The 24,992-nt window shown below is 34.0% G+C and carries 28 protein-coding genes; 3 read left to right on the top strand and 25 right to left on the bottom strand.

Features of this window, described 5'->3' with window-relative positions:
• Positions 1-841: ATPase V (locus K5782_RS08110; RefSeq protein WP_297465634.1), on the bottom strand; the 841-nt coding region annotated here is incomplete at its 3' end.
• Positions 842-967: 126 nt separating this feature from the next.
• On the opposite strand from K5782_RS08110, the gene K5782_RS08105 reads away from it, so the two are divergent.
• The gene (locus K5782_RS08105; protein WP_297465632.1) at positions 968-1,279 is read left to right on the top strand and encodes a hypothetical protein; all 312 of its coding nucleotides are present in this window, start codon (positions 968-970) and stop codon (positions 1,277-1,279) included.
• Here the strand turns inward: K5782_RS08105 and K5782_RS08100 are convergent.
• Positions 1,268-1,936 carry a phosphatase PAP2 family protein gene (locus K5782_RS08100; protein ID WP_297465630.1) on the bottom strand — a complete coding sequence of 223 codons (669 nt, stop codon included), beginning with the start codon at positions 1,934-1,936 and terminating at the stop codon, positions 1,268-1,270. The genes K5782_RS08105 and K5782_RS08100 overlap by 12 nt on opposite strands.
• 132 nt (positions 1,937-2,068) lie before the next feature.
• Between K5782_RS08100 and pgk the strand changes: the two genes are divergently transcribed.
• The gene (gene pgk / locus K5782_RS08095) at positions 2,069-3,280 is read left to right on the top strand and encodes a phosphoglycerate kinase (protein ID WP_297465628.1); all 1,212 of its coding nucleotides are present in this window, start codon (positions 2,069-2,071) and stop codon (positions 3,278-3,280) included.
• Here the strand turns inward: pgk and K5782_RS08090 are convergent.
• The 9 genes from K5782_RS08090 to K5782_RS08050 all read right to left on the bottom strand — a co-directional run bounded on the left by K5782_RS08090 (position 3,269) and on the right by K5782_RS08050 (position 10,317).
• Positions 3,269-3,616, bottom strand: a complete 348-nt coding sequence (locus K5782_RS08090) for a hypothetical protein (RefSeq protein WP_297465626.1) — start codon at positions 3,614-3,616, stop codon at positions 3,269-3,271. The genes pgk and K5782_RS08090 overlap by 12 nt on opposite strands.
• Before the next feature lies 1 nt (position 3,617).
• Complete coding sequence (locus K5782_RS08085; protein WP_179365949.1) at positions 3,618-4,061, bottom strand: iron-sulfur cluster assembly scaffold protein; 444 nt, start codon at positions 4,059-4,061, stop codon at positions 3,618-3,620.
• On the bottom strand, positions 4,058-5,302 hold the full coding sequence (locus K5782_RS08080) for a cysteine desulfurase (protein ID WP_297465622.1): 1,245 nt from the start codon (positions 5,300-5,302) through the stop codon (positions 4,058-4,060). Before K5782_RS08080 ends, K5782_RS08085 begins: the two co-directional genes overlap by 4 nt.
• A 2-nt stretch (positions 5,303-5,304) precedes the next feature.
• Positions 5,305-5,622: a non-heme iron oxygenase ferredoxin subunit gene (locus tag K5782_RS08075; protein ID WP_366069561.1), complete on the bottom strand. Its 318-nt coding sequence runs from the start codon at positions 5,620-5,622 to the stop codon at positions 5,305-5,307.
• On the bottom strand, positions 5,619-7,016 hold the full coding sequence (gene sufD / locus K5782_RS08070) for a Fe-S cluster assembly protein SufD (RefSeq protein ID WP_297465618.1): 1,398 nt from the start codon (positions 7,014-7,016) through the stop codon (positions 5,619-5,621). Before sufD ends, K5782_RS08075 begins: the two co-directional genes overlap by 4 nt.
• Before the next feature lie 27 nt (positions 7,017-7,043).
• Positions 7,044-8,444: a Fe-S cluster assembly protein SufB gene (gene sufB / locus K5782_RS08065; RefSeq protein ID WP_297465616.1), complete on the bottom strand. Its 1,401-nt coding sequence runs from the start codon at positions 8,442-8,444 to the stop codon at positions 7,044-7,046.
• A 257-nt stretch (positions 8,445-8,701) separates the two neighbouring features.
• Positions 8,702-9,028 (bottom strand): hypothetical protein, encoded by a 327-nt coding sequence (locus K5782_RS08060; RefSeq protein ID WP_297465614.1) that lies wholly within the window; start codon positions 9,026-9,028, stop codon positions 8,702-8,704.
• Between the two features lie 129 nt (positions 9,029-9,157).
• Positions 9,158-9,568 carry a hypothetical protein gene (locus K5782_RS08055; protein WP_297465612.1) on the bottom strand — a complete coding sequence of 137 codons (411 nt, stop codon included), beginning with the start codon at positions 9,566-9,568 and terminating at the stop codon, positions 9,158-9,160.
• 122 nt (positions 9,569-9,690) lie between these two features.
• Positions 9,691-10,317 carry a YIP1 family protein gene (locus tag K5782_RS08050; RefSeq protein ID WP_297465609.1) on the bottom strand — a complete coding sequence of 209 codons (627 nt, stop codon included), beginning with the start codon at positions 10,315-10,317 and terminating at the stop codon, positions 9,691-9,693.
• A gap of 167 nt (positions 10,318-10,484) precedes the next feature.
• On the opposite strand from K5782_RS08050, the gene K5782_RS08045 reads away from it, so the two are divergent.
• Entirely contained in the window at positions 10,485-11,096 is a 612-nt protein-coding gene (locus K5782_RS08045) for a Yip1 family protein (RefSeq protein ID WP_297465607.1), read from the top strand.
• A 183-nt stretch (positions 11,097-11,279) separates the two neighbouring features.
• Here the strand turns inward: K5782_RS08045 and K5782_RS08040 are convergent, their stop codons facing one another.
• The 14 genes from K5782_RS08040 to pstC all read right to left on the bottom strand — a co-directional run bounded on the left by K5782_RS08040 (position 11,280) and on the right by pstC (position 24,919).
• Positions 11,280-12,518: an MFS transporter gene (locus K5782_RS08040; RefSeq protein ID WP_297465605.1), complete on the bottom strand. Its 1,239-nt coding sequence runs from the start codon at positions 12,516-12,518 to the stop codon at positions 11,280-11,282.
• An 80-nt stretch (positions 12,519-12,598) separates the two neighbouring features.
• A complete protein-coding gene (locus tag K5782_RS08035; protein ID WP_297465603.1) occupies positions 12,599-14,719 on the bottom strand; it encodes an Ig-like domain-containing protein in 2,121 nt (706 codons plus the stop codon).
• 197 nt (positions 14,720-14,916) lie between these two features.
• The gene (locus K5782_RS08030) at positions 14,917-15,717 is read right to left on the bottom strand and encodes a uroporphyrinogen-III synthase (RefSeq protein ID WP_297465601.1); all 801 of its coding nucleotides are present in this window, start codon (positions 15,715-15,717) and stop codon (positions 14,917-14,919) included.
• A complete protein-coding gene (gene cobA, locus K5782_RS08025) occupies positions 15,710-16,471 on the bottom strand; it encodes a uroporphyrinogen-III C-methyltransferase (protein WP_297465598.1) in 762 nt (253 codons plus the stop codon). Before cobA ends, K5782_RS08030 begins: the two co-directional genes overlap by 8 nt.
• Positions 16,456-17,391: a hydroxymethylbilane synthase gene (gene hemC / locus K5782_RS08020; RefSeq protein ID WP_297465596.1), complete on the bottom strand. Its 936-nt coding sequence runs from the start codon at positions 17,389-17,391 to the stop codon at positions 16,456-16,458. Before hemC ends, cobA begins: the two co-directional genes overlap by 16 nt.
• A complete protein-coding gene (gene hemL, locus K5782_RS08015; RefSeq protein WP_297465594.1) occupies positions 17,388-18,665 on the bottom strand; it encodes a glutamate-1-semialdehyde 2,1-aminomutase in 1,278 nt (425 codons plus the stop codon). Before hemL ends, hemC begins: the two co-directional genes overlap by 4 nt.
• A gap of 49 nt (positions 18,666-18,714) precedes the next feature.
• A complete protein-coding gene (locus K5782_RS08010) occupies positions 18,715-19,380 on the bottom strand; it encodes an aquaporin (protein ID WP_297465592.1) in 666 nt (221 codons plus the stop codon).
• A 1-nt stretch (position 19,381) separates the two neighbouring features.
• The gene (locus tag K5782_RS08005; RefSeq protein WP_297465590.1) at positions 19,382-19,783 is read right to left on the bottom strand and encodes an arsenate reductase ArsC; all 402 of its coding nucleotides are present in this window, start codon (positions 19,781-19,783) and stop codon (positions 19,382-19,384) included.
• Complete coding sequence (locus K5782_RS08000; RefSeq protein WP_297465588.1) at positions 19,783-20,775, bottom strand: inorganic phosphate transporter; 993 nt, start codon at positions 20,773-20,775, stop codon at positions 19,783-19,785. Before K5782_RS08000 ends, K5782_RS08005 begins: the two co-directional genes overlap by 1 nt.
• Before the next feature lie 7 nt (positions 20,776-20,782).
• Positions 20,783-21,412, bottom strand: a complete 630-nt coding sequence (locus K5782_RS07995; protein ID WP_297465586.1) for a DUF47 family protein — start codon at positions 21,410-21,412, stop codon at positions 20,783-20,785.
• A gap of 116 nt (positions 21,413-21,528) precedes the next feature.
• Positions 21,529-22,194 carry a PhoU domain-containing protein gene (locus K5782_RS07990; RefSeq protein WP_179365935.1) on the bottom strand — a complete coding sequence of 222 codons (666 nt, stop codon included), beginning with the start codon at positions 22,192-22,194 and terminating at the stop codon, positions 21,529-21,531.
• Positions 22,195-22,941, bottom strand: coding sequence for a phosphate ABC transporter ATP-binding protein PstB (pstB, locus tag K5782_RS07985; protein ID WP_366069568.1), 747 nt, complete (start codon positions 22,939-22,941; stop codon positions 22,195-22,197).
• 83 nt (positions 22,942-23,024) lie between these two features.
• The gene (gene pstA, locus K5782_RS07980; protein WP_297465581.1) at positions 23,025-23,951 is read right to left on the bottom strand and encodes a phosphate ABC transporter permease PstA; all 927 of its coding nucleotides are present in this window, start codon (positions 23,949-23,951) and stop codon (positions 23,025-23,027) included.
• Positions 23,948-24,919, bottom strand: a complete 972-nt coding sequence (gene pstC, locus K5782_RS07975; protein WP_297465579.1) for a phosphate ABC transporter permease subunit PstC — start codon at positions 24,917-24,919, stop codon at positions 23,948-23,950. The genes pstA and pstC overlap by 4 nt, the downstream gene beginning before the upstream one ends.
• Positions 24,920-24,992: the final 73 nt, after the last annotated feature.

The raw sequence follows: 24,992 nt of genomic DNA, 5'->3' as shown, positions 1-24,992 counted from the left end.
ACTTTTTCTTTGAGGCCTTCTTTGATGGAGCTTTGGACTTTTTCTTTGAGGCCTTCTTTGATGGAGCTTTGGACTTTTTCTTTGAGGCCTTCTTTGATGGAGCTTTGGACTTTTTCTTTGAGGCCTTCTTTGATGGAGCTTTGGACTTTTTCTTTGAGGCCTTTGCAGCTTTTAGTTTTGATAATTTTCGTTTTTTAGCCAATATTGCTTGAAGAGTCGAAGATGCTTTTTCAAGTGCTTTTGCAGCATTTTCCTCTGCTCTAGTTTTTTTCTCCAAATCCTTGGCAAGTTTTTCAGCTGCCTTTCGACTTTTACTCATTGTTTCTCGCAAAGAGGGCTTGGATTTAGTCTGTTTTTGGATTTTTGTGCTTATTTTTGATTTAACGTCATTGATTTGTGCTATCTCATCTGAGATCTTTCTTGCCATTTTTTCCCTAATTTTTATCTCAGATTCTAGCTCTTGAATGTGGTCCTGAATCATATTAATTCTAAATCTTGCATTTTGTTCCTCTTCTGGGTTTTTAGCAAATTCCAACTCTTGTTCAAAATTAGTTAAAGATTCTTTTTCACTGTTTAGACGCTCGTTTGCAGACACAATTAATCTTTCAATACTTTCTAATTGAGATGTTTTTTGATTAAGTACTCCAGAGACATCAGTCACATCTTCCTTTTCAGATTCAATTTTTCTATCAATAGAATGCAAGCCAGATGACGATCTTCTTTCAAGTGATCGCAACTGTTGGAGTTGTCTTTCAGACTTTTTTCTTAAATTAGTTGCTTGTTGTTTCTTTTGTCGTAGTTTAACTACTAATTTTTCTAGTGATGCCAATGTTTGATTCAAGACAAATCTGTCGGTTAAGTTGTTAATATAATCATGATTTGACTTACCAGTTAAGAAAATTAACATACTTTGATCGCAAAAACAGCTTTTTAAAAAAATATTAGTATAGAAAAATATAAAAAAAGAATGGATTTTCATCCAAAGGATTTGCCAATAGCTAAGACATATGATCTCAAAGATGTCAAAGATGCATCGGATGCTGTTGACGATATGGTAAAAATTGGATTCAATAATCAAAAAGAGGGTTTCAAAGTTCTAATGCCAAAGGAATCAAAGATTGCAAAAAGAATTGGATATACAGTAACAACAGGGGTCACACATGGTCTTAGACAAAAAAATGAAATAAGAGATATAAAATATTGGACATATCATCACGACAAGGATCATTATGCCATAGTTTTGATTAGCAATAAAACATTAACAGAGTTAGGCTTTTGATTTTTCAAATATTTTGTATAATTTTGTCCTTTTAGCCATTACACCAGCTAGCATTATACCAAGAACTGTACCTCCAATCACATCCATTGGAAAATGCTGGAGAACATAGACCCTGCTTATTGATACCAATAAGGGGTAAAGTAGCAACAAATAACATCCCCTAGGGAATCGTTCAGACAAGGCAAATCCAAGCACTATTCCAAATATTATTGCTCTAGCCGCATGCCCAGAGGGATAAGATGCATTGTATCCACCTTCACAAAACAAAGCAAATGTATCATGACTTATTTCAACTGGAAATGGAGTACCAACATATTCAAAATCAGGTCTATCTCTGTCCACTCCACATTTTATGTATCCAGTAAGCAATGTTGATAAGACGATTAAAATCATCAAAGTAATTCCAATTCTCCTTGTCTTTTTTATCAAAAGCATCAATATGCCAAATCCAAGCATCCAAAGTGCATCACCGCTTTCCGTAATGATTTGCATCATAATGTCTAATGTAGGATTATCATCATTATTTGCAACAAAAGAAATTACATATTGATCAAAGCTTTCTGTAATTTGAAAATATACCAACATAGATAAAATTAGAAATGAAAATACAAGCAATACAAATGATCTAGACCTTATATCAAAAATCCAATTTTGCAATCAATTAAACCTCAAGTATACTATTTTTAATTTTTCTCAAGTAGATAAGCATTGAAAAGATTTTCAAAATATATCAAAGCATAATAAAAAAGATCGGCTAAAGAATTTAACCAAGGGGATAATAGAAGAGGCGTGAAGGTACTCACATTAGATGATTTTGACCTAAAAGGTAAAACCGTTTTTTTGCGAGTTGACATGAATTGTCCCATAGATCCTGACACTATGGAGATCTCCGGAACTAAACGTATTGAAGAAGCCATTGAGACCTTAAAATCGCTAGAAGAAGCAAAAGTTGTTGTTGCCTCTCATCAAGGGAGAGTCGGAAATAAAGATTATACTGGAATGGATAATCATGCCAAAGTTCTTGAAAAATTAATGGGTAAGAAAATCAAATACGTAGAAGATGTCATTGGCATTGCTGCACAAAATGAAATAAAGAATTTGAAAAATGGCGAAATATTACTTTTAGACAATTTACGTTTATGTGCTGAAGAAAATTATGAATTCACACAACAGGAAGCCGCAAACACAATTATGGTTAGCAGATTATCAAAGTTGTTTGATCTTTGTGTTTTGGATTCATTTCCTAGTGCACATAGATCACATCCGTCTATAGTCGGATTTCCTTATGTTCTTCCAGCATGTGCAGGAAGAATTGTAGAAAGAGAAGTAAGAAACCTCGACGAGATAATGACCGTTGCAAAAGCACCGCATGTAATAGTGCTAGGAGGTTCCAAGGTTCCTGACAGATTAGAGGCAATAAAATTACTGATTCAAAATGGTCGCGCAGACCATGTATTGTTAACAGGATTAATCGGAAATGTCTTCATGCGTGCGCAAGGAAGAATTCGTTATCCATTGGGAATAAAAAGAGAGGACGAGGTAGTATCTAAAGCCCATGCTCTTATTGGTGAGTATCCAGATGTTTTTTCAACGCCAGTAGACATTGCAATTGACAAAGATGGAGACAGGGTAGAGATGGATGTACGAGAACTTGAGGTTGGAGACAAAATTTACGATCTGGGACCAAAAACGGTTGAACATTATTCAAAATTAATTGCGGGTGCAGGAACTGTTTTCATAAGTGGACCTGCAGGATTCTTCGAGAAAGAAAACTTTAGCTTTGGAACAAAGGGATTGCTTACATCAGTTGCAAATTCCATGGCAACAACAATAGTTAGTGGAGGTCATTTGACATCCGCATTAAAAAGATATGGACTTGCAGAACAAATAGATCATATTAGTACTGCAGGTGGAGCACTGGTTCTTTATCTAACAGGTGAAAGACTACCAATGATAAAAGCACTGGAAGAAGCAGCTACAAAATACAGATCAAATAGTTGAATTACACGAAGGATTAGGGCAAATCTGCTTTTCACTCATTCCAAGATACACATCTAAATTACATGCATTGCAATGTTGTTTTTTCATAGGTTCAAACAGCTTCATCCAAATCGTTGTAAAATTTTGTGCAATATTTCTTGCAAGACCAGAATTGCAAATATCCATAAAATATGATTCAATGTCATCTATTATCCAAGAAGGATCCAGATCACCGTTCTGTTTTATCTTTTCAAAAATTTCATCATTAGTAAATTTTTCATCAACATCATTATGGTTTTCAAAAATTATTTTTCTGATTTGAAGTTGAATAGGAGTTACAGGAACAAAGCTGCCCATATCAGTACAGGTTTGCTGCCTCTTCTTTTAACTTATCGACATCTTGAGAATCTTTCATATGAGTTCCAAGATAAGAGTATAGAGCAGATTTCAATACTTTAAGTGAAAGCAAAGCACATTTTATGCGAACTGCTTGCAAGTGTTCTAATCCAAGCTCACTTAATACATCATGTTTAGTAATATTTCGAACTTCATCAATGCCCTTACCTTTTGTAATTTCTGTTAATACTGAAGAACATGCCATACAGATAGCACAGCCTTTGCCATGAAATTTGATATCAGATACCTTGTTATCTGTAATTTTCATATCAATGTCAATACTGTCACCACATAATGGATTAGAATCATGAAAAGTGACATCTGGATTTTCTATCTTACCAAAATTAATTGGGTTTCTTGAATAATCAATTATCATCTCATGATAAATGTCTGCATTGCCGCTCATAATTTGAAGATCCTCGCAACTTTAGTTAATGCAGTAATTAAAGAGTCAACCTCTTCTTTAGTATTGTAAATGTAAAAACTTGCTCGAGATGTAGCTGCAACATTTAGTCTTTCCATTAATACCTGAGCGCAATGATGTCCTGAACGGACTGCAATTCCTTCTTCATCTATGATTTGTGCTACATCATGAGGATGAACATCTGAAAAATTAAATGATATCACACCGCCTCTTTTAGAAATATCTTTTGTGCCATAAATCGTAAGTCCCTTTACCTGAGATAGTTTTTCAATAGCATAAGTGGTAAGTTCAATTTCATGTTCTCGTACATTTTCCATCCCAAGTTTTGTAAGATAGTCAATGGCAGTACCTAATCCAATAACATCTGCAATGTTGGGAGTACCAGCTTCAAATTTGTAAGGTAAATCATTCCAGGTAGTTTCGTATTTGTGAACTTCTCTTATCATATCACCACCGCCATGAAATGGATTCATAGATTCCAATACCGATTTTCGTACCCATAAAACTCCGATTCCTGTAGGTCCTAGCATTTTATGACCAGAAAATGCAAAAAAGTCACAACCAAGTTTCTCAACGTTTACTGGCATGTGAGGAACAGCTTGTGCACCATCTACTAGAGTAAGCACACCATGTTCTTTACATTTTGAGATTATTTTTTCTGCATCAGTAATGGTACCAAGAACATTAGACATTAGACTAAATGTTACAAGTTTGACTTTACCTGTTGCAAGATATTTATCAAGATCATCTAAAATTAGCTCTCCATTATCAGCCATTCCAATGTATACTAACTTGGCTCCTTTTTCTTGCGTTAAGAGCTGCCAAGGTACTATATTGCTATGATGTTCATATTCAGTTGTAACTATGATGTCATCTTTTTGGATATGATTTCGTCCCCATGCATATGCAACTAGATTAATTGCTTCTGTAGTTCCCCTAACAAAAATAATCTCTTCTCTATTTGGTATGTGTATAAAATTTGCAATTTTATCTCTAGTAGATTCATAAAGTTCAGTTGCCTCTTCTGCTAGAGCATAGACTGCTCTGTGAATGTTTGCGTTATGATTTCTATAATAATCAGTAATTGCATCAATTACTTGGTTTGGTTTTTGTGTTGTAGACGCATTATCTAGATACACAAGTGTTTTATTATCTCTAACTATACGTTGTAAGATAGGAAAATCTTTTCGTAAATTCTCAAAAGTAGTTTGTGCACTTTGCATTTCTAAACCTCCACATAGATCTCGTTTTGATCTATTTTAACATTGTATGTGTTTAATGGTATTTCAGCAGGAAGATTTTCAGGTTTACCATTTTGCAAATTAAAAACAGAAAGATGTAGTGGACATCTCACACCTTCATCGGTGAGAAATCCTGTAGAAAGATCTGCATCTGCATGAGTACATATTAGATCAGTTGCAAAAATTTTTCCTTTTTGATTTGCCAAAAGAATTTTTTTATCATCATAAGTAAATCCAAAAAGCTGACCTGTCTTTACTTGGTCTAATTTACAAGCTTTAATCCACTGAGTCACATTAATCACCGATACTTGTAATGCTGCTCAATTTCAGAATCTTCGTTGTAACGTGTTTCTTCAATTTCAACAAACTTTGTGAGCTCCTCATCAGTGTTAATTGTTAATTCTCGTGATTCCCATTTAGATTCAATCAAGTATGCAATCCATGCTCTAACCTGGTAGGACATTTTTCGAGATAACGGTTCCAAGAATCCTTCAATAATTGTTCTTTCAGCCTCAGCTTCAGTCAAACATCTTGTTTTTAGGTAGAAAATCTGTTCCTCATCAATTTGGGCAACAGAAGCAGAATGTGTTGCTTTAACATCGTTAGTGAAAATTTCCAGTCCTGGAATGGCATCAGATTTTGCATCCTTATCAAGTAAGATAGAACGTCCAGACAGAAATGAATTTGATTTTGTTGCTTTTTCTTTAATTCTAATCATTCCTTTGAAAAGGGATTTTGATTTGTTTCTTAGAATTGATTTTTCAACTACTCTAGCATCAGTTGATGGGCTTTCATGATTCACGTTTGTTTGAATATCAAAAGATTGCTCATTGTTTCCAAATATCACCTCAGAGTCATTTGAGGATGCACCAGTTCCATTAAGGAAATATTCTATTTTGTATCTAGACAGCATTGAACCAAATAAACCAGAATACCAGTTGACTTTGGCATCTTGCCCCAAATCAGTTCGTCTAGTAGAAAAGTTTACAGTTGTTTGGTCCATCATTTGTAATGTTGTAACATCGAGTTGTGCGTTTGCAGCAATGTTTGTGTTTAATAATTCAAGGTATGCTTGTTGTTTTTGTGCTTTAAATGAATATAATTCCTGAATTATTACTGCCTTGCTGCTTTCATCTGCAAAGATAACATTTCTTGCAATGGTTGAAATTCCATCATCAGATAAGCAAGATAAGATATGAATCGGTTTTTCAAGTATTAGATTACGTGGAATGTGGATAAAGATTCCTGAATTAAATGCGGCATTGTTTAGTGCAGTAAACTTATCTTCTTTTGAATTTGATGCCTCGAGTGCTTTTTTTACTAGATCAGAATTATTTTTTATTGCATCATCAATTGAAGTGATTACCAATCCTTTTGATTTTAGATCATCTGAGATGTGAATTTTGTGGGTATTACTCCCGATTTGGATTATGCTAGTCTCTTTTTCTAATTCAGATAATCTTTTTTGAAGAAAGGATGGTACGTTACTAGTTGTAGTTGCAGAAAATGAAACTTGTTGAGGATCCATTTTTTTTGCGTCAGTGTATTTGTTGTATAATGGAGATGTCTCAATTGGTAATGAGTCATAAATGGATAATGAACTCTGTCGATATTTCTTTAACCAATCAGGTTCATTTCGTGATGAAGAGATTTCTTCAACATGTCGAGAGTTAATTTGCGATAGTGTTTGAGACATGATTAATCGAAATTGAAAGTGAGTGGTTTAACCCACTGAGTCGTCCATCTCTAATTTGATAAGGCGATTTAATTCTACTGCGTATTCCATTGGTAATTCTTTTGTGAATGGTTCCATGAATCCATTGACAATCAAAGATAATGCTTCTTCTTCTGTAAAACCTCTAGTCATCAGATAGAAAATTTGTTCATCCCCGATTTTTCCTACAGTTGCTTCATGGGTAATTGTTGCATCTTCTTGATTAATTTCCATGTAAGGATATGTATCAGTTTTTGATGTATCGTCTAATAGTAATGCATCACATCTTACAGTTGATTTTACATTAGTTGCGCCCTTTGCAACATTAAGTAATCCTCTGTAAGTTGATCTTCCATCTAATCTGCTAACAGATTTTGATGTAATTTTTGATGTGGTATTTGGTGCAAGATGAACCATTTTGGCACCCGTGTCTTGGTGTTGTCCTTTTCCTGCAAAAGCAATTGAGAGTGTTTCGCCATATGCTCGCTCACCTAGTAAATAGATTCCAGGATATTTCATTGTGAGTTTACTTCCAATGTTTCCATCAATCCATTCTACAGTTGCACCTTCATATGCATAAGCACGTTTTGTAACTAGATTATACACATCACTACTCCAGTTTTGGATTGTAGTGTAACGTAATTTTGCATCTTTGTGTGCTACTAGTTCAACTACTGCTGAATGTAATGATTCCGAAGAATAAACAGGGGCAGTACATCCTTCGATATAGTGAACCTCAGAACCTTCATCAGCTATTATTAGTGTTCTCTCAAATTGCCCAATGTTTTCAGCATTAATTCTGAAATATGCTTGTAATGGCATGTCAACTTTGACTCCTGGTGGAATGTAGATAAATGAACCACCACTCCATACTGCACTGTTTAATGCTGCAAACTTGTTGTCCTCTGGAGGAATAATTTTACCAAAATATTTTTTGAAGATTTCAGGATATTGTTTTAGTGCAGAGTCAGTATCCAAAAACAAGACACCTTGTTTTGCCAAGTCTTCTCTTAGACTATGATAAACAACTTCTGATTCGTATTGTGCACCAACACCTGCCAAAAATTTCTTTTCAGCTTCTGGAATTCCTAATTTATCAAAAGTAGCTTTTACTTCAGCTGGAACATCATCCCAGCTCTTTTCAGTTTTCTCAGTTGCTTTTGCATAATAGTAAATATTTTGAAAATCAATAACGCTAAGATCTCCGCCCCAAGTTGGCATTGGCTTTTTCATGAAGATTTCAAAAGATCTTAATCTAAAGTCAAGCATCCATTGTGGTTCATCTTTCATTTTGCTAATTGCAATAACAGTCTCTTTTGAGAGTCCTTTTTTACTGAGATGTACATACAAGTCAGTAGAGTCTTTAAAATCATATTTTGTATAATCCATGTTTAGATTTTCTGTAGCCATGCATACCATAACATCGTTATATTATAAATACATGAGGAAAAATAGGCACAGCTAAATAGCTTAAGCTAAATTCTAAAGTATAGCTAAACAAAATTCTGAGCCTTTAATTATTTCAAGATATATCAAATATGCATTGAAAGACATTACAACAATTAGAATTACCAAAGATACTCATAAAGAAATTCTCAATCTTACAACATATCGTGCAAGTTTGTTAAACAGTGATGTAAATTATGAGTCATCTGTCGGGTGATAAATTAATCAGCACATATCTTCTCTATTGTTCCATTATAGATCCATTCAAAACATCCAACAGAAGTCATGTATTCTGAACAAATTCCAATGATTTCATTATTTAGTTCAGATTCATTATTTGGTTTACAATACCCTTGACATTGTGATAAATCTGTACATTCTTTCCCTGCATCAGATGTAGGAAGATTACACCATGGTTTAGAAGATAATCCTTGTAACATAATACCGCCTTTCAACAAACATTGAAATTTTTCTGAATCCACTATGAAAATAATTCCCACAGCAATTACTGTGATGACGATTGGAACAATAACTAGAACACGTTTCACAAATTTTCTTAAAAGAAGAAAGTAATAACTTTGATTAATTCAAATAATCAAGAACATAGTGACGTTCTTGTGCAAGATTAGGATGATTTGAAGTATCAGTAGGATATTCTAGTGGATTTTCAGTTTAGATTAATTATTTTTTATAAAAATCAGCACTTGAATATGTGAAATATAGATAAAATCTTCCATTTCATTTGCAATCCATTGTTTTGCTGCTTTACGATAATAATCAGAGATAGGCTTTTGCGATATTGACTCTGAGGGTGACTCTGATGGTGGCCAATAATCTATCAGTGGTCCTAACTGCGGAGCAACGATTATTTTTTGATTAACCAAGTATTCCATTGCAGACAAAAATGTTGCATCATCGATTTGATCTTCAGACCACCACAATGCAATATTTCTAGTCCAATCAGGAATTGCATATTTAGAATCTGATTCGATTTGTCCAAAAGATTTTACAATGCCAAAAGAACCAATTAACAAAATACTAACCATCAAACTCACTATAATTATTGAAAATTCTTTATGATTTACCATGATGATTCAGTAAATGATTTTTGAACTTAAGCTTAGTGTTTACAATAACGAGGAGTACGTTTACCGTCGTTATTAATTACAAATTATACTATAGCACTTCAATTTCTCTAAGAAAATGATTATCATATTTTAAAATGTGGGATTTGATCATTTAGTTCTATTAAAAACAAAATAGGTATTGATATGGCAATTATGATGACCCCTGATGTAAGCATAGTTAAGATTGCTTTCAAAAAGCTTAGTTGATGAGATTTTATTATTGCAAATAACCCTAAAACAAATCCCCATATCACAATTACTATGATCATCAAGTAATACAGTGAAAATGCACCACCGTGTTTAAAATTAGACAGTGAAACAAATCCTAATGATAAGAGAATAAAAAATCCAACAATCGTAATTGGAAGTGCGGCAAAACATAACGAAGAAAATACACCTTTGAATGAACCTTGACCTCCAATTTTTTTACCAATAGTATATGCCAAATATGTAAAACCAATACCATAAAGAAATCCAAGCTCGATTTCAAAAAAGATTGATGAAAAATCAAAAGGCAATGTTTCTTCAACAAAATGAAAATAAATTTGTGAATTAACATAATAAGATAGAATTGGAGATGAAATTACAGTTCCTAACAGAATAACGAAAGCAAAAGGAAAATATTTTTTTCCATTATTGCCAATTTCAACAAACGCTTTTTGAGGCGAAATTATAACATCTTTGAATATTGTCATATTAGTTCCAACCATGAGAATCGCGGCTTATTTTCATACATTATCACATGTATGTTATTTGTCATTACAAAGCCAATTTTAGGCATAAAATTGTAGAATTATGTAAAAAATTGTTTAGGCCACTTTTATGTTAAAATTAATACACGCATCTTAATTTAATACCAAATCATGTTTATCAAATTATGAAAGTTTCTATAATCAAAGACATCATCATTCATCCAAAAAAAGCATTTGTTGAAATTACTGAAAACGAAAAAGAGTATTTTGGAATAGCGCTAATTATTGTAGGAATACAAATGCTTGTTGGACTTTTGGAGTTTGACAATATTATGGGTTTTCTAGTGTCAGATACTGAAAATAAAACAATCGTACATCAGTTTTATTTGATCATATCAAGTATCGGCGGAGCATTTCTTATGGCATGGTTAGTTCTTAAGATTTCAAAAAAGATAAACAAAACACAATCAAATTTCAAAAGAGTTTTTTCGGCAATACAGTTTGCTTTGATTCCAGGTTTGTTGATTGGCACACCAATTCAGGTAATTGCTCTATCTTTATTTTCTGAAAATATTACAATGGAGAATTTTTTTAGTTCAATATCCATAATTACAGTAATTAATATTCCATTTATAATTTGGAGCATAATTCTCTGGATTATGGCATGCAAGCAAAGTCTTCAGTTAAACACACCAAATGTAATTGCAACTGCCATACTAGTCATGATAATAATGGCTGTGGTTTTTTTCCCAATCAGTATTTTGTTGACCCGCTCACCATTTCAGGGCTTGTTTTAATCCAGGGGACTTCCGTTTGGAAAAGTCTTGAATTTGTGAATATTTGAGCACTATATCGTGTATAAAATTACAGATTATTTTTGATAGTTTACTGAAATCTCTCACCACTGTTTTACTTTTTCTAGTTCTAGATTTAGTGAAGATATGAAATGCAATACTTGTGATTTTTTATATTTTACCACACTAATCAGATTCATGAGATGGTTTTGTATTTCTAAAACTAGCATAAATTCCAACATCATAAATAATTTTTAAAAATCCACCAATTACAAAAGGAGCAGAAAACCATAGAGAATGAATTATTGCACCAGTAATAGACGGACTAATAGATTGTGCAATATTTCGCGATGTGTTTGTTATTCCAGCAGCAGCAGTTCTTTCATTTTCCTCGACTACTGCAACAATGTATGCTTGTCTTGTTGGAACATCCATCTGAGATAAACTCATTCTAGCCAAATACAATGCAAGTGCAATATGAAAAGTAGGAGCAATTGCAACTAGAATCAATAAAACATTAGACGGAATATGAGTAAAAACCATTGTATTTATCAATCCTATCTTATCTGCAATCTTTGCTGCAAAGAAAAATGAGATTGCTGTCAACACTCCTGCAATCGAAAAAATCATAGACAGGGTTGTAAGGTCTACACCAAACTTTGTAAAAAACCAAAAAGCAACGATGCTTTGAATCACAAATCCCCCAGCAAAAGAATCTAATGCAAATAAAGACGACATTTTAAGAATAATCTTTTTTGATTTTGGAGATAGATTAGATGAGAATGATTTAGAGTCAAGTGGTTTTTTGACTTCAATGTTTTTTGAAAAGAAAAAATAGATTATTACAACTACAATTCCTGCAAGTAAATATATCGCGAATAATGGTTTGAATGAATCAATTGCAGAATAATCAAAGGTATCTTGCATTATTTGCGGCAATGAAGCAAGTAAGATACCTCCAGCCATTGCAAAGGTTCCAATCATATTGTATATTCCAAAAATGGTATTTCTTTTTTTGTTGTCTTTGACAGTTTGTGGAAGGATTGCCTGCTCTAATGACAAAAATGCTCCAGTTTCTGATCCAGTAACATTTATCGTTCCAATAAATGCAGCAATTATCAATGCAAAATAATTTTCAGTTGCAAAGAATATTCCACCAGAGATTCCCATAAGTGATGCGTAAATGATTAGAACTTTTTTTCGTCCAATACGGTCGGCAAAAAAACTAGAAAACAAATTAAAAATTATACTATTAACAAGAGTTGCAGATAAAATAAAACCAATTAAAATTTCGTCAAATCCAATAAAGCTTAGATAAATTGCCAAAATCATGCTCAAAAACCCATAAGAAAATGTTCTGACTATTCTGGCAGATAATAGTAATTTTCCATCTCTAGTCAACCAATCCAAAACCAAGTCAATCACTCAAATGTTAAATCTGAATTAGTCTTTTACTATTAAAATGAAAAACTATTCAATTAGAATTTGGATGAAAATTAAAGAAATTAAGATTGTTTGGCAGTTGCAGTTGCTGTTGGTGCAGCGTTAACTGGATCAACTGTAATTGTCACAGTATCAGTTGATGAACGACCATTGTCATCAAAGACTTTGAGTTCAAAGACTAGTACCTTGATTTCGTTATTTGCAACAATTGGAGATGTAAATGATGGGGTTACTGAAGATGTTGAAGACAACTTTACTGTTTCACCAGATACTTGAGTCCACATGTATGATAGTTTTTGTTCTTCTGGGTCATTGCTCTTGCTGCCATCTAATGAAATCTTGACATTCTCATTTACGATTTGATCAGGACCTGCATCTGCTATGATTGGTAGATTCAATGTGTTTACAACTTTAATGTTCATGCTATCAGATGAAGACAATCTACCATCAGAGGCAGTACATGTCATGCTAATGGTTTGGTCGGCAGTGACTGCTGGTAGTGTTACAGAAGTACTTAGAGATGAAGGAGCATTAATTACAACATCACTATTAGATGAAGTCCATGTTGATGTGACTGCATCACCGTCTGGGTCATATGCTGAACAAACTAGATTAACCATAGTTCTCTCATCAGCAATTTGATCAACGCCAGCATCTACGATTGGTGCACTGTTTTCTGGAACTACAAGGAGAATCAGTTGATCACTTCCCTTCTGGTTTTCAGAGTCAGTTACGGTTAATTGGAATACCATTCGTTTAGTTTCGCCAGAAACTACTGATGGTGCTTTAAATGAGAATGTTGGTTTAGTAGTATCAAATGTGACTGTTTCTCCGGCTAGTTGTTTCCATTCATAAGTTATTGGCAGACCTTCTGGATCAAAGCCTGAACCAGTTACAGTTACTTGTGATTCTCCAATAATCTTTCTATCTGGACCTGCATTTGCTCTTGGTGGCAAGTTTACAGTGCTAACAACAACAGACACATCGTCTTTGTCAGAGTTGCCAGAAGGATCAGTTACAGTTAGTTCAAAAGTTAGAGTTTCAGAATTAGTGTTAATCATTGGTGAGAAGAAATACACAGAGAATGAAGCCTGTTCATATAATTGCACATTCATTCCAGATGTTTGTTTCCAAGAATATCGTAATTTGCTTTCAGCATCGTCAGGATCAGTAGCTGTTCCAATTAATTTTACTAATGCTTTTTCACCTACACTTTGATCTGGTCCTGCGTCAGCTAATGGACCAGCGTTGGATGGAATTACTTTAACTAATGCCAATGCATTTGCCCATCCATTTCCAGCTGAATAACCAGTTACTTGGAATGATAGAATCATTTCAGTTTCATCTGGAAGATCAGGAGCTGTAAATGTGACTGTTGAACCAGTGTATGCATTCAATGATACTCCTGTTCCAATTAGTTGTACCCAAGAGTAACTTATTGGTTGTCCATTTGCGGTTTGACCAGTTGCACTAAGTGTAACGGTTTCTCCTTCATGTACAGTTTGCATTGGGCCTGCTTGAATTGAAATTAATCTATTTGATAAAAGACCAGTTAATGGATAAACGCTTACGGTGTCACTTCCTACACCACCAAAGCCATCTTCAACAGTAAGTTCGAATGTTAGAGGATTGGTTTGAGAATAATCAATATGCATTGGAAGAATGGTTAGATATTTTCCAGTAGTAGAAGATAACGGAATTGTTTGACCTGCAATCTGTTTCCAGTTATAGGTCAATGAATCACCATCAGGATCTACAACGCTGCTGACTAGAGTAACTACGTTAATTGTTTTAAATGTGACTTGATCTCTGCCTGCACTTACAATTGGGGCATGATTAACTGGGTTTACAATAACTTCAACAGAATCAGAACTTGCTGCACCAAATGGGTCAGTTACAGTTAGTGTGAATGTCAAGACTTTGATTTGACCGTTTACAACCTCTGGTGCCATGAATGTTGGCATTGCAACATTCTTTGATGATAATTTAACTGGTTCACCATCAACTTGCACCCATTCAAATGTTAGAGTGTCGTCATCAGGATCAACTCCTTCGCCAACTAGTGTAACTATTCTATTCTCAACAACTTCGACAGTGTTGGTTTCAGCAAAAGAGTAAGTTGATACGGTACCAGCTAAAAACAGACTAAAAACTACAGATAGTAAGATAATATGCGAATTCACTGATTTATTATAAAATATCGGATATATATTAACTATACATATGACTTGTCTTTGGCAAGTTGATCGGAAAAAAGAAAGGTCAAAGTATGGTAATACAAAATGAAAGTTTGGTATTTAGCCAGATTCAGAATTATTTCGAAAATAACAAAGTCAACAATCAGTAAATCATACAGTCATAATGAAAATTTCAGGAAATTCTAGGTAATTGAAAAAATAGTTTTCACAGTATCAAATGCACCTGAGACAGTATGAACTTGAGATATAGTATTTTTAATTTTAAATTTTTTGAGCTCATCAGATGTAAATGGTCCAATTGAAATTACTGATAATTTTGCCATATTTTCCAACAATGAGTTTTCATCATAATCTTTTGTCATTATTTCAAAAAATGCTCTAACAGATGATGCACTAGTAAATACAATTCCATCTACTTTGTTTTTTGAAAATAATTCCCTAAATTCATTCCATTGAGAAGTATCTCTAAAGGCACAAACATCATAGAGATGAATTTCCTTTACATCAATTCCTATTTTTTCTAATAATTCTTTCAAAAAAGGTGTTGAAGCACCACTTCTTGGAACAATTACTTTTTTTCCAACTGCATGTAATTTTGTAAATAATTCGCCAACGCCTACAGAGGAATAGATATTTGGCATATAGGCAACTTTGATTCCCTCATTTTCTAGTGCGATTTTTGTTTTAGGCCCCACTGCTATGACTATAGTATTTGCAACAGCAAGTTGAAGTTTTTCAAATTTTGATATTTTTTTTGCAGTATCAAAAAGTAATGTTACAGCCTTTGAGCTCATAAATACAGAGTAATCTGGATTATACTGTTTTACTGATTCCAAAAATTCATCTACAATTTTTTCTCCCTTACTAACTAGTTCAATAGTTGGTAACGAGATTGGGATTGCGTTATTTTTTGTCACCAAATCTATGAATTCAGTAGAATCATCTTTTGAACGAGTTATTGCAATTACTTTTCCTTTAAGCATTTTTTCTCCATCCTATAACTTGAGATAAATCTACAACTTTTCCTATAATGATATTTGTAGGAGGTGTGATTTTATTTGCCTTTACAAGTTTTGCAATATTAGAAACAGTACCAATAATCATTTTTTGTTTTGGTGTGGTTCCATTTTGGATTACAGCTACAGGAGTTTGTTTATCTAATCCACCTGCAACAAGTTGTTTACATATTACATCAAGTCGTGAGAGGCCCATCATAATTACAATGGTATCAACAGATTTTGCAAGACGTTTCCATTTTACGGATTCATTTTTCTTTTCAGGATCTTCATGGCCTGTAACAAATACTACTGATGATGCATGCTTTCTATGAGTTAGTGGAATTCCAGCATAAGTTGCAGAACCAATTCCAGATGTGATTCCAGGAACAATTTCATATTTTACTTTGTTTTCCTTAAGAAATTCAGCTTCTTCGCCACCTCGACCAAAAATTATTGGATCACCTCCCTTTAGTCGAACTATGTTTTTCTTTGATTTTGCAAATTTTATCATCAAGTCATTAGTGTTATTCTGGTGTGTGGTGTCATCCCCTACTGCCCTTCCTACGTATATTTTTTGAGCATTCTTTGGAATCATCGAAATTATTTTCTTGCTTACCAATCTGTCATACAATACAACATCGGCTTTTTGCAATAGTTCAACTGCCCTTAATGTGATCAGTTTACTATCACCTGGACCTGCCCCAACAAGATACACCTTACCTGTCATTGTTTGTTCCATTCCTCCACTTTTTTTCTCCAATTTATTGCAAGGTCATTTACGCCTTTCTTGCGTAATTCCATTCCTACGATCTTACCTAAAGATACAGGATCATACTTGCTTCCAGACTTTGTAACAAAAAGAGATTGTTTACCATCAACAGAAAAAGCAGAAACGCTCAAAGTCATTTCATCGCCATTTGATTTAGCATATGCGCCAATTGGAAATCTGCATCCAGAATCAACATAGTCAGAAAGAGCACGTTCTGCTTCTATTTCCAATCTAGAGTCAGAATCTTCAATCTTTGCCAACATTGAATTTGTATCAGAATCGTTTTTTCGTGAAACAATTGCAAGAGCACCCTGACCAGGAGATGGCGAAAAATCTTCAATAGATAATCGTGTAAATGTTGTATCCACTCCTAATCTTGTGATTCCTGCTTGTGCCAATACTATGGCATCAAATTCATTTGCAAAGACTTTCCTAATTCTGGTTTCAATGTTTCCACGAATTGGACGAACTATAACATCAGGTCTCTTTCTGGTTATTTGTACAGCTCGTCGCAATGAACTTGTACCGATAACAGCTCCTGGTTTTACAGAATCAAGATTAGTACCATCAGATGAGATAAAAATATCATTTACCATCTCTCGTTTTGGAATTGATGATAGAATCAAGTCATCAATTAATTGTGAGGGAACATCTTTGAGACTGTGTACGGCAAAGTCAACTTCATTGTCAGCAACTGCTCTGTCAATCTCTTTTTCAAATATTCCTTTTTGATCAATTGTAAATAATGGTCTTGCGTCAGTATCGCCTTTAGTTGTAATTGTTTTAATCTCAAATTCAGCATCTGGGTTTATTTTTTTTAGTTCAGATTTTACCCAGTTTGTTTGTGCGATAGATAGCTGACTACCTCTTGCACCAATTACATATTTCAATTCTTCACCGATTTTAATGCAACATCATAAGCATGTATGGTATTTTCTAGATCAATTTTTGTGTGTGCATCAGATAAGAAAACTACTTCAAATTGAGAGGGTGCAATAAAAATGCCTTTTTTTAATAATATAGAAAACATTTTTTTGAATTTTTTTGCATCTGCATTCATTGATGAGGCATAATCTACTACAGGTTTGTCAGTAAAGAAAATTTGAAACATTGATGATGTGAAGTTAATTTGATGTGGTATTTTCAGGTCAGTTGCAATATCATCTATGGCATGAGTAAGCATGATATTGTATTTTTCAAGTTTTGAATATAGTTTATTTTTTATTTTATTGATTGTCTTAATTGATGCTATGGCTGCACTAACAGATGTTGGATTTCCTGCATACGTACTTGCTTGGTAAACTTTGCCACCAGGAGAAAGAAGATCCATAATCTCTTTTTTGCCACCTACTGCTGCAACTGTAAAGCCACTTCCCAAAGCCTTTGCTAAAGTTGTGATATCGGGTTTAATTCCAAAATGTTGTTGAGCCCCTCCAGGAGAGATTCTAAATCCAGTGACAACTTCGTCAAAAATTAAAGGGATATCATTGTCTTTTGTAATTTTTCTAATCTCAGATAAAAAATTCTTTTCAGGTAAAATCAATCCCATGTTTGCAAGTATTGGTTCAACAATTACGCCAGCAATGTCTTTATTTTTTGATATTATTCTTTCAAGTTCTTCGGAATTATTGTATTGTACAACAAGTGTATTTTTTGATACCTCATCTAATCCACCGTCAGAAACAGAAATTCCGTTATGTGCAGAACCAGAGCCTGCTTTTACTAAAACAGAATCATGGGCACCATGATAACATCCCTCAAACTTTATGATTTTTTTCTTTTTTGTAAAACCACGAGCTAATCTTATAGCAGTCATGGTAGCTTCGCCTCCAGTGTTTACAAGTCGAACTTTTTGAATTGAAGGAAAATTGCCAACAATTAGTTTTGACAGTTCTATTTCAGATTGAGTAGGAGTACAAAACATTGTCCCTTGTGTTAGTTGTTTGGATACGGCACTTAGAACTTCTTTACGTCTATGTCCTAAGAGCAATGCACCATACCCGTTACAGAAATCAATGTATCTTTGATTGTCTTCATCCCAGATGTATGCTCCATTTGATTTTTTTGCAAAAAATGGATACGGCTCAAAATATCGAACAGGACTATTCACACCAGAAGGAATTACTTTTTTAGATTCATTGAATAGTTTTTGAGATTTTGACAATAATCAACTCTATTTTTAGTCATTATTATTCGTAATAATTGCTAGAAGGCTATTTTTGGTTACGAAATTTGTTACGAAATAAAAATGCTGTAATTACAGTTCCTACATATGGAGCAGTCCAGTACAACCATAAATTTTCAAATACTCCAGAAAACAATGCAGGCGCCAATGCTCTCGCAGGATTCATAGATGCGCCAGAGATAAAAGCCAAAAAAAAGATATCCAGTCCAACAATCCCACCAATTGCTATTCCACCGAATCCTCGTAGTCCTTTTGTGTAAACTACGGTAAAGATTACAGCCATAAGAAAAGCAGATGCTAAAACCTCAACAGGAAATATCAGAAATATAGAGAAGTCAGAATTAGGGGCATTTGCACCAAGATTTGCTTCTGTTCCAATAAAGGTCATTACAAACAATGAACCAATTAATGCGCCAATGATCTCAGCTGCAAAGTAAACCACTATCTGAATTTTAGAGATATGTCCTGTGATGTAATAACCAATAGTTACTGCCGGATTAAAATGAGCTAGTGACACCTTGCCAAAACAGTAAATTCCGATAACTAATGCGATAAATGGTGCAACGGCTGCAAAAGCAATTCCAAGTGTTCCACCAGTTTGCATATCATACACAATGGAACCAGTTGCAAATACAACAAGAATAAAAGTGCCAATTAATTCTACGATGAAAATTTGCAAGTTAGAATAAGCCATTTTATTTTTCCTCAAGAGATTTGATCAAATCTATCACATTTGATCTAATTTGATCACGAATTTCTCTTACTTGTTCAATTGGTTTTCCTTTAGGATCAGGGATTTGCCAATCAAGAACATCTTTAAGAAATAATGCGGGACATGATTCTTGGTCTATACACCCCATGTTTACAGCTTTTTCAGATTCAGATATTATCTGTTGTGAGATAGTTTTTGGAGTTTGATTTTTCATATCAATTCCAATTTCGTTCATTGCTTGCAAAACAATTGGATTTACTTTATCACTAGGTTTTGTTCCTGCACTAATAACTTCAAAGCCTTTTGGCATGAATTTTTTAAAAAACGCTTCAGCCATTTGGCTTCTTCCAGCATTTTCAACACAAACAAAAAGAATCTTTTTCATCACTGTACAAAATACTGAATAATCATTGTAACCACATATGCAATCGCAGCTGCACCAGGAATAGTAATCAACCAAGCAAAGACAATTCTTTTTCCAACTCCCCAACGTACTGCACGTCTTCTCCTAACTGCACCTGCACCCATAATAGAGCCAGTAATAGCATGAGTTGTGCTAGCAGGTATTCCAAGAAAGGCAAATATTGCTAACACGATTCCACCACCCGTTTCTGCTGCAAAGCCCTGATAAGGTCTCAACCTAGCAATTTTCATGCCTAGCGTCTTGATTACTTTGTAGCCACCAAAGAACGTTCCAAGGGCAATGGCTGATGCGGCTGCAAGTATTACCCATATTGGAACATCAGTAACATCAGTTAGTAATCCCTCAGAGAATAAAATTAAAACTATTATACCCATTACTTTTTGCCCATCGTTTGCACCATGGGTTAATGCAAACCATGCTGATGATATTAGTTGTAATTTTCCAAATGAGTAATTTACTTTTTGAGGAGGTTTTGATGCAAATACTGTAATAATTATTCCAGCAAAAAGAAATCCTATTGCCATACCCCCTAGAGGAGATACTATAATTCCAGTCAGTGTTTTAGTGAGTCCATCTAAAATCAAGTTTTCAATTCCCACTCCTGCAATTCCAGCCCCTATCAATCCTCCAATCAAAGAGTGACTATTTGAAATGGGTAAACCAAAGTGAGTGCAAACAGCACCCCAAGTAATAGCTGCAGATAATCCCCCAAGAATCATGTAGATAGTAACATCATCAGGATTGATTATTCCCTTAGATATTGTCATAGCTACTGCAACTCCAAAAATAAATGGTCCTGCAAAATTTGCAATTGCAGATAACAAAACGGCGTGTATTGGTTTTAAAACTCTAGTACCAATAACAGTAGCTACAGAATTTGCAGCATCATTAAAACCATTTACAAAATCAAAAATTAATGCTGCTATTATTGCACCTATAGCTAATTCATACATAATATCACTAAGTGTATTTTAGAACTATATCTTCAATAACGTCTGCAACATCAACACATCTATCAGATGCAGTTTCCATTGTTTCGTAAATATCTTTTAGTTTTATTATGTGAATTGCGTCATCACTTTCAAAAAGTTTTTCAATAGATTGTCGATACAAGTCATCTACAGTATGTTCGATTTTACTTGTAGTTCTGCAATGCAATATCATATCTTGAGCATTTTTAATATTGTTTAATTTTGATACAATATATTGAACTTCTTTTGTTGCGTTAACCAATTCTCTTGCCATTTCTAAAGCATATGGAGGGGTCGTAGTGATTTTGTAACTATGGGTTCTTGCAGAAATTCCATCCATGAAATCAATCACATCGTCTATTTTTGAGGCTATTCTTTGCATATCCTCACGATCTAGAGGAGTGATGAATGTTTTATTTAATTCAGAAAAAATATCACGAGTAAGAACATCAGCTTCGTTTTCAAGTCGTTTGATTTTTGCATGTTGTTCCACATTACTAAGATCTGAAAATAAAACAACTAGTGCTTCAGCAGTTTCAACTGCTTTTTTAGCTAAATTATCAAGAATCAATAAAATTTCTTTATCATTTGATTTTATCCATGAAAACATATGTCCCATGAATTCAATGTAAAGATATGGATGTTAAAACTGTTATCTAGATAATGAGTAAATTTTTAGATCTACGAATACTTTCACGAGTTAATACATATTAAAAAATAATTAAAATATGATCGTTAATTTTGTTCAGTTTTTGTATGTGAAGCAATTCTTTCATCGGTTGGGCGGTGTTTGCCAGTAACAATATAATTAATTGCATCACTCATAAATACCGCATGATCACCAATTCGTTCTAAATATCTTAACAAAAGGGCTTCAGCAAGAGCACATCTAGTATTAGTAGATTCTATGAGTTTTGGTAATCTTTCACGATAAATTCGATCAATGAATTTTTCATCTTCTCTAATTTCAATAGCTTTTCGTATATCCAATTCAGCAAAGGATAAAACAGCTTCTTTGATCATGTGTTTTACTTTTTTTGTAGATTCAACAAGTGATGCATTAGTGCATTCAGATACATCACCAAACAAATCACGAACAAGAGTGATATCATAAGCATACCTTCCAAATCTAGAAAATGCGTATGAAATTTCTGTGGATGAACGAATTAATCTAAAGTCATCTGCAACAGGTTGATATTTTAATAGCATATCAAATGTGAGATCTTCTACTTCATAGTATTTTACACGTATAGAATCAGATAATTTGAGAACTTGATCTTTTGTATTTGTCCCTGTCAGATACGAATCAATAGCCAAAGAAATGGATTCAATTACCATATCTCCCATTTCAGACATGATAAATGACAGCTTATGCAACGATGGATCTATTAAACGAGTCATTTAACCAAAATGTCCTTGCACATATTTTGCGGTTAGTTCGTCTTTAGGATCTGTAAATAGTTTCTTTGTTTCACGAAATTCTATTAGGTCACCTAGATACATGAATCCAGTATAATCGGAAACACGTATTGCTTGTTGCATATTATGAGTTACAATGATAATAGCATAATCTTTTTTTAATTCTGTAATTGTTTCTTCAATTTTTTGAGTGGCGATTGGGTCAAGTGCTGATGCTGGTTCATCCATCAATAGCACTTCAGGTTGTATTGCAAGTGCCCGAGCAATACAGAGACGTTGCTGTTGTCCACCAGATAATTCAATTGCAGATTTTTTTAGATCATTTTTTACTTCATCCCACAGATAAGCCATCTTCAAAGAATCCTCAACGATTTCATCTAGAATTCGTTTATCGCGAATTCCATTTAGTCGAAGTCCTGCAGTTACATTATCAAAAATAGACATTGTTGGAAATGGGTTTGGTTTTTGGAAAACCATTCCAACTTTTCTTCTATGATAAATTGGATCAATATCTTTTGAATAAAGATCAATATCATCAATCATGACTTTACCGGTAACTTTAGCATTTTTTGTCATATCGTGCATTCTGTTTAAACACCTAAGAAACGTAGTTTTTCCACAACCAGATGGACCAATCAATGCGGTAACAGATTTTTCTTTGAATTTCATTGTGACATTTTTCACTGCTTCTATACCGTCATAACTTACTGTAACGTTTTCTGCGATCATTTTGTATTTCGATTCAATAGGTTTCGAGTCGATATTAGTAAGATGAGATGTCGTCATATCAGTTGGTTTTGTACTCAAGGTGGTCATTTTATAACATTTTTCCTTTGTTTAATCAAATTTCTAAAGAAAGTATTTTTTTTATTTGCAAAATAGTATCTGACTCCCAAATTAATTCCAAGTATGATCATGATCAAAACTAATGCAGCCCCCCATCCCTGAAGTTGAGCACTATCATAAGGCAACAAAGAAAGCCGCCATATTCTCAAAGGTAAAGCATCCATCGGAGTATCCATACTGCTAAAGAATTGGCTGCTTCCAAGAATTGTCATAATTAATGGAGCTGTCTCACCACCGATTCTAGATACAGATAATAAAATTCCAGTAACCATTCCACTTTTTGCAGCAGAAATTACAATTCTAAATGTGATAATCCATTTTGTAAGTCCCAATGCAGTTCCAGCTTCACGGTAAGTTGTAGGTACCATCTTCAAGGATTCTTCAGTAGTTCTTGCAACAATAGGAAACATAATCAAAGACAGGGCAAATGCTCCAGCCCAAACTGAGAAATGACCAAGAACTAAAACAATTATCAAAAATGCAAAGATTCCAAGAATAATCGATGGAAACTCCATAAAGACGTCATTGAAGAATCGAACCGATCTTGCGAGCTTGTTGTCACCATATTCAGAAAGAAAAATTCCAGACATTACACCAATTGGAACCCCAATCAAACTAGACAGCCCTATAATTATCAGAGTTCCTTGAATTGCAGGTCCAATGCCTCCTTCTCCAGAACCCACAGAGCCAGGAGTTTCAGTTAAAAATTCAATACTAATTGCAGTTATTCCATTTTTGAATACCTCAACTAAGATACTGCCTAACGGAATAATTGCAATGATTACACATGAAAAAACAATTATTCGTACAATCTTATCTACAAGTAATCTTTTTGCAACATTTTGTTTGAATAAAGAACGATACTCTTGTCTTCTATTTTGAATTGAACTCAATTATTTATTGCACCTTCTTTTATTTTGAGCATTTTTGTCACAAGCAAATGTGCAATGACATTAATCACAATTGCAATTAATAGAAGAATTAATCCAATCCCAATTAGTGCAGGCATGTGAATAGACGCAGGTGATGCTTCAACGAATTCATTTGCAATAATACTTGACATGGTTTGACTCGGACCAAATAGCGATGAAGGGATTGCACCAATTCCAGTTGCGTTTCCAATCAGCATTGTGACTGCCATTGTTTCACCTACAGCTCTGCCAAGACCCAAGATAGAAGCTCCTATCAGACCTGTTTTTGAATATGGAAATATTGCAAGTTTGAACATCTCCCATTTTGTTGCACCAAGCATGTAAGCTGCTTCTTTTTGTTGTTGAGGAACTGCCTTCATTATTTCACGAGATACTGCTGAAACAGTTGGGATTATCATGATTGCAAGTATAACACTTGCAGTTAGAATGTCCAATCCATATGGATTACCAGAAAATAACCAAATATTATCTCCAAACGCATCATGTATTGGAGTTTCAAACCAATCTCTAAAATATATTCTAAAAACAAATAACCCCCATAGACCATAAATTACACTGGGAACTGCAGCTAAAAGTTCTACTAAAAATCCTAATGGCGCACCAATTTTTGGTGGTGCATCTGAAATAAACATTGCAATTCCAATACTTAGAGGAACCCCTATCATCATTGCAATTGCGGATGTGGTCAGAGTGCCCAAAATATATGGCAAAGCACCAAATGATTCTCTTCCCTCAACTGCGTTCCAATCAGTTTTTGTAATAAATGATAACCCTTCCTCTTCCCAAACAGGATAAGATTCTGAGACTAGTTGGAATGCAATTAATACCACTACTACCAAAACATACGTTCCAGCAGCTGTAGCTCCGATCTTGAATATTTTATCTGAGATCACTTTTCTTTTTTTTAAATTCAGATTTACTTTACTCACGCTGTTTTGATGTAAAATTTACATATCTAACATATCACCATACTTTACAGGATGATCATAATTCTATATAGTT

The sequence above is a fragment of the Nitrosarchaeum sp. genome (assembly GCF_025699065.1).
Lineage (GTDB): Archaea > Thermoproteota > Nitrososphaeria > Nitrososphaerales > Nitrosopumilaceae > Nitrosarchaeum.
Note: the sequence above shows the minus strand (reverse complement) of the source record. Positions and strands in the feature narration are given on the sequence as shown.

Bases quoted from the DNA above. Each gene is read 5' to 3' on its own strand.
- K5782_RS08105 (WP_297465632.1), top strand. From the start codon at position 968: ATGGATTTTCATCCAAAGGATTTGCCAATAGCTAAGACATATGATCTC.
- K5782_RS08090 (WP_297465626.1), bottom strand. From the start codon at position 3,616: ATGGGCAGCTTTGTTCCTGTAACTCCTATTCAACTTCAAATCAGAAAA.
- K5782_RS08085 (WP_179365949.1), bottom strand. From the start codon at position 4,061: ATGAGCGGCAATGCAGACATTTATCATGAGATGATAATTGATTATTCA.
- K5782_RS08080 (WP_297465622.1), bottom strand. From the start codon at position 5,302: ATGCAAAGTGCACAAACTACTTTTGAGAATTTACGAAAAGATTTTCCT.
- sufD (WP_297465618.1), bottom strand. From the start codon at position 7,016: ATGTCTCAAACACTATCGCAAATTAACTCTCGACATGTTGAAGAAATC.
- sufB (WP_297465616.1), bottom strand. From the start codon at position 8,444: ATGGCTACAGAAAATCTAAACATGGATTATACAAAATATGATTTTAAA.
- K5782_RS08055 (WP_297465612.1), bottom strand. From the start codon at position 9,568: ATGGTAAATCATAAAGAATTTTCAATAATTATAGTGAGTTTGATGGTT.
- K5782_RS08050 (WP_297465609.1), bottom strand. From the start codon at position 10,317: ATGGTTGGAACTAATATGACAATATTCAAAGATGTTATAATTTCGCCT.
- K5782_RS08045 (WP_297465607.1), top strand. From the start codon at position 10,485: ATGAAAGTTTCTATAATCAAAGACATCATCATTCATCCAAAAAAAGCA.
- K5782_RS08030 (WP_297465601.1), bottom strand. From the start codon at position 15,717: ATGCTTAAAGGAAAAGTAATTGCAATAACTCGTTCAAAAGATGATTCT.
- cobA (WP_297465598.1), bottom strand. From the start codon at position 16,471: ATGGAACAAACAATGACAGGTAAGGTGTATCTTGTTGGGGCAGGTCCA.
- K5782_RS08010 (WP_297465592.1), bottom strand. From the start codon at position 19,380: ATGGCTTATTCTAACTTGCAAATTTTCATCGTAGAATTAATTGGCACT.
- K5782_RS08005 (WP_297465590.1), bottom strand. From the start codon at position 19,783: ATGAAAAAGATTCTTTTTGTTTGTGTTGAAAATGCTGGAAGAAGCCAA.
- K5782_RS08000 (WP_297465588.1), bottom strand. From the start codon at position 20,775: ATGTATGAATTAGCTATAGGTGCAATAATAGCAGCATTAATTTTTGAT.
- K5782_RS07995 (WP_297465586.1), bottom strand. From the start codon at position 21,412: ATGGGACATATGTTTTCATGGATAAAATCAAATGATAAAGAAATTTTA.
- K5782_RS07990 (WP_179365935.1), bottom strand. From the start codon at position 22,194: ATGACTCGTTTAATAGATCCATCGTTGCATAAGCTGTCATTTATCATG.
- pstB (WP_366069568.1), bottom strand. From the start codon at position 22,941: ATGATCGCAGAAAACGTTACAGTAAGTTATGACGGTATAGAAGCAGTG.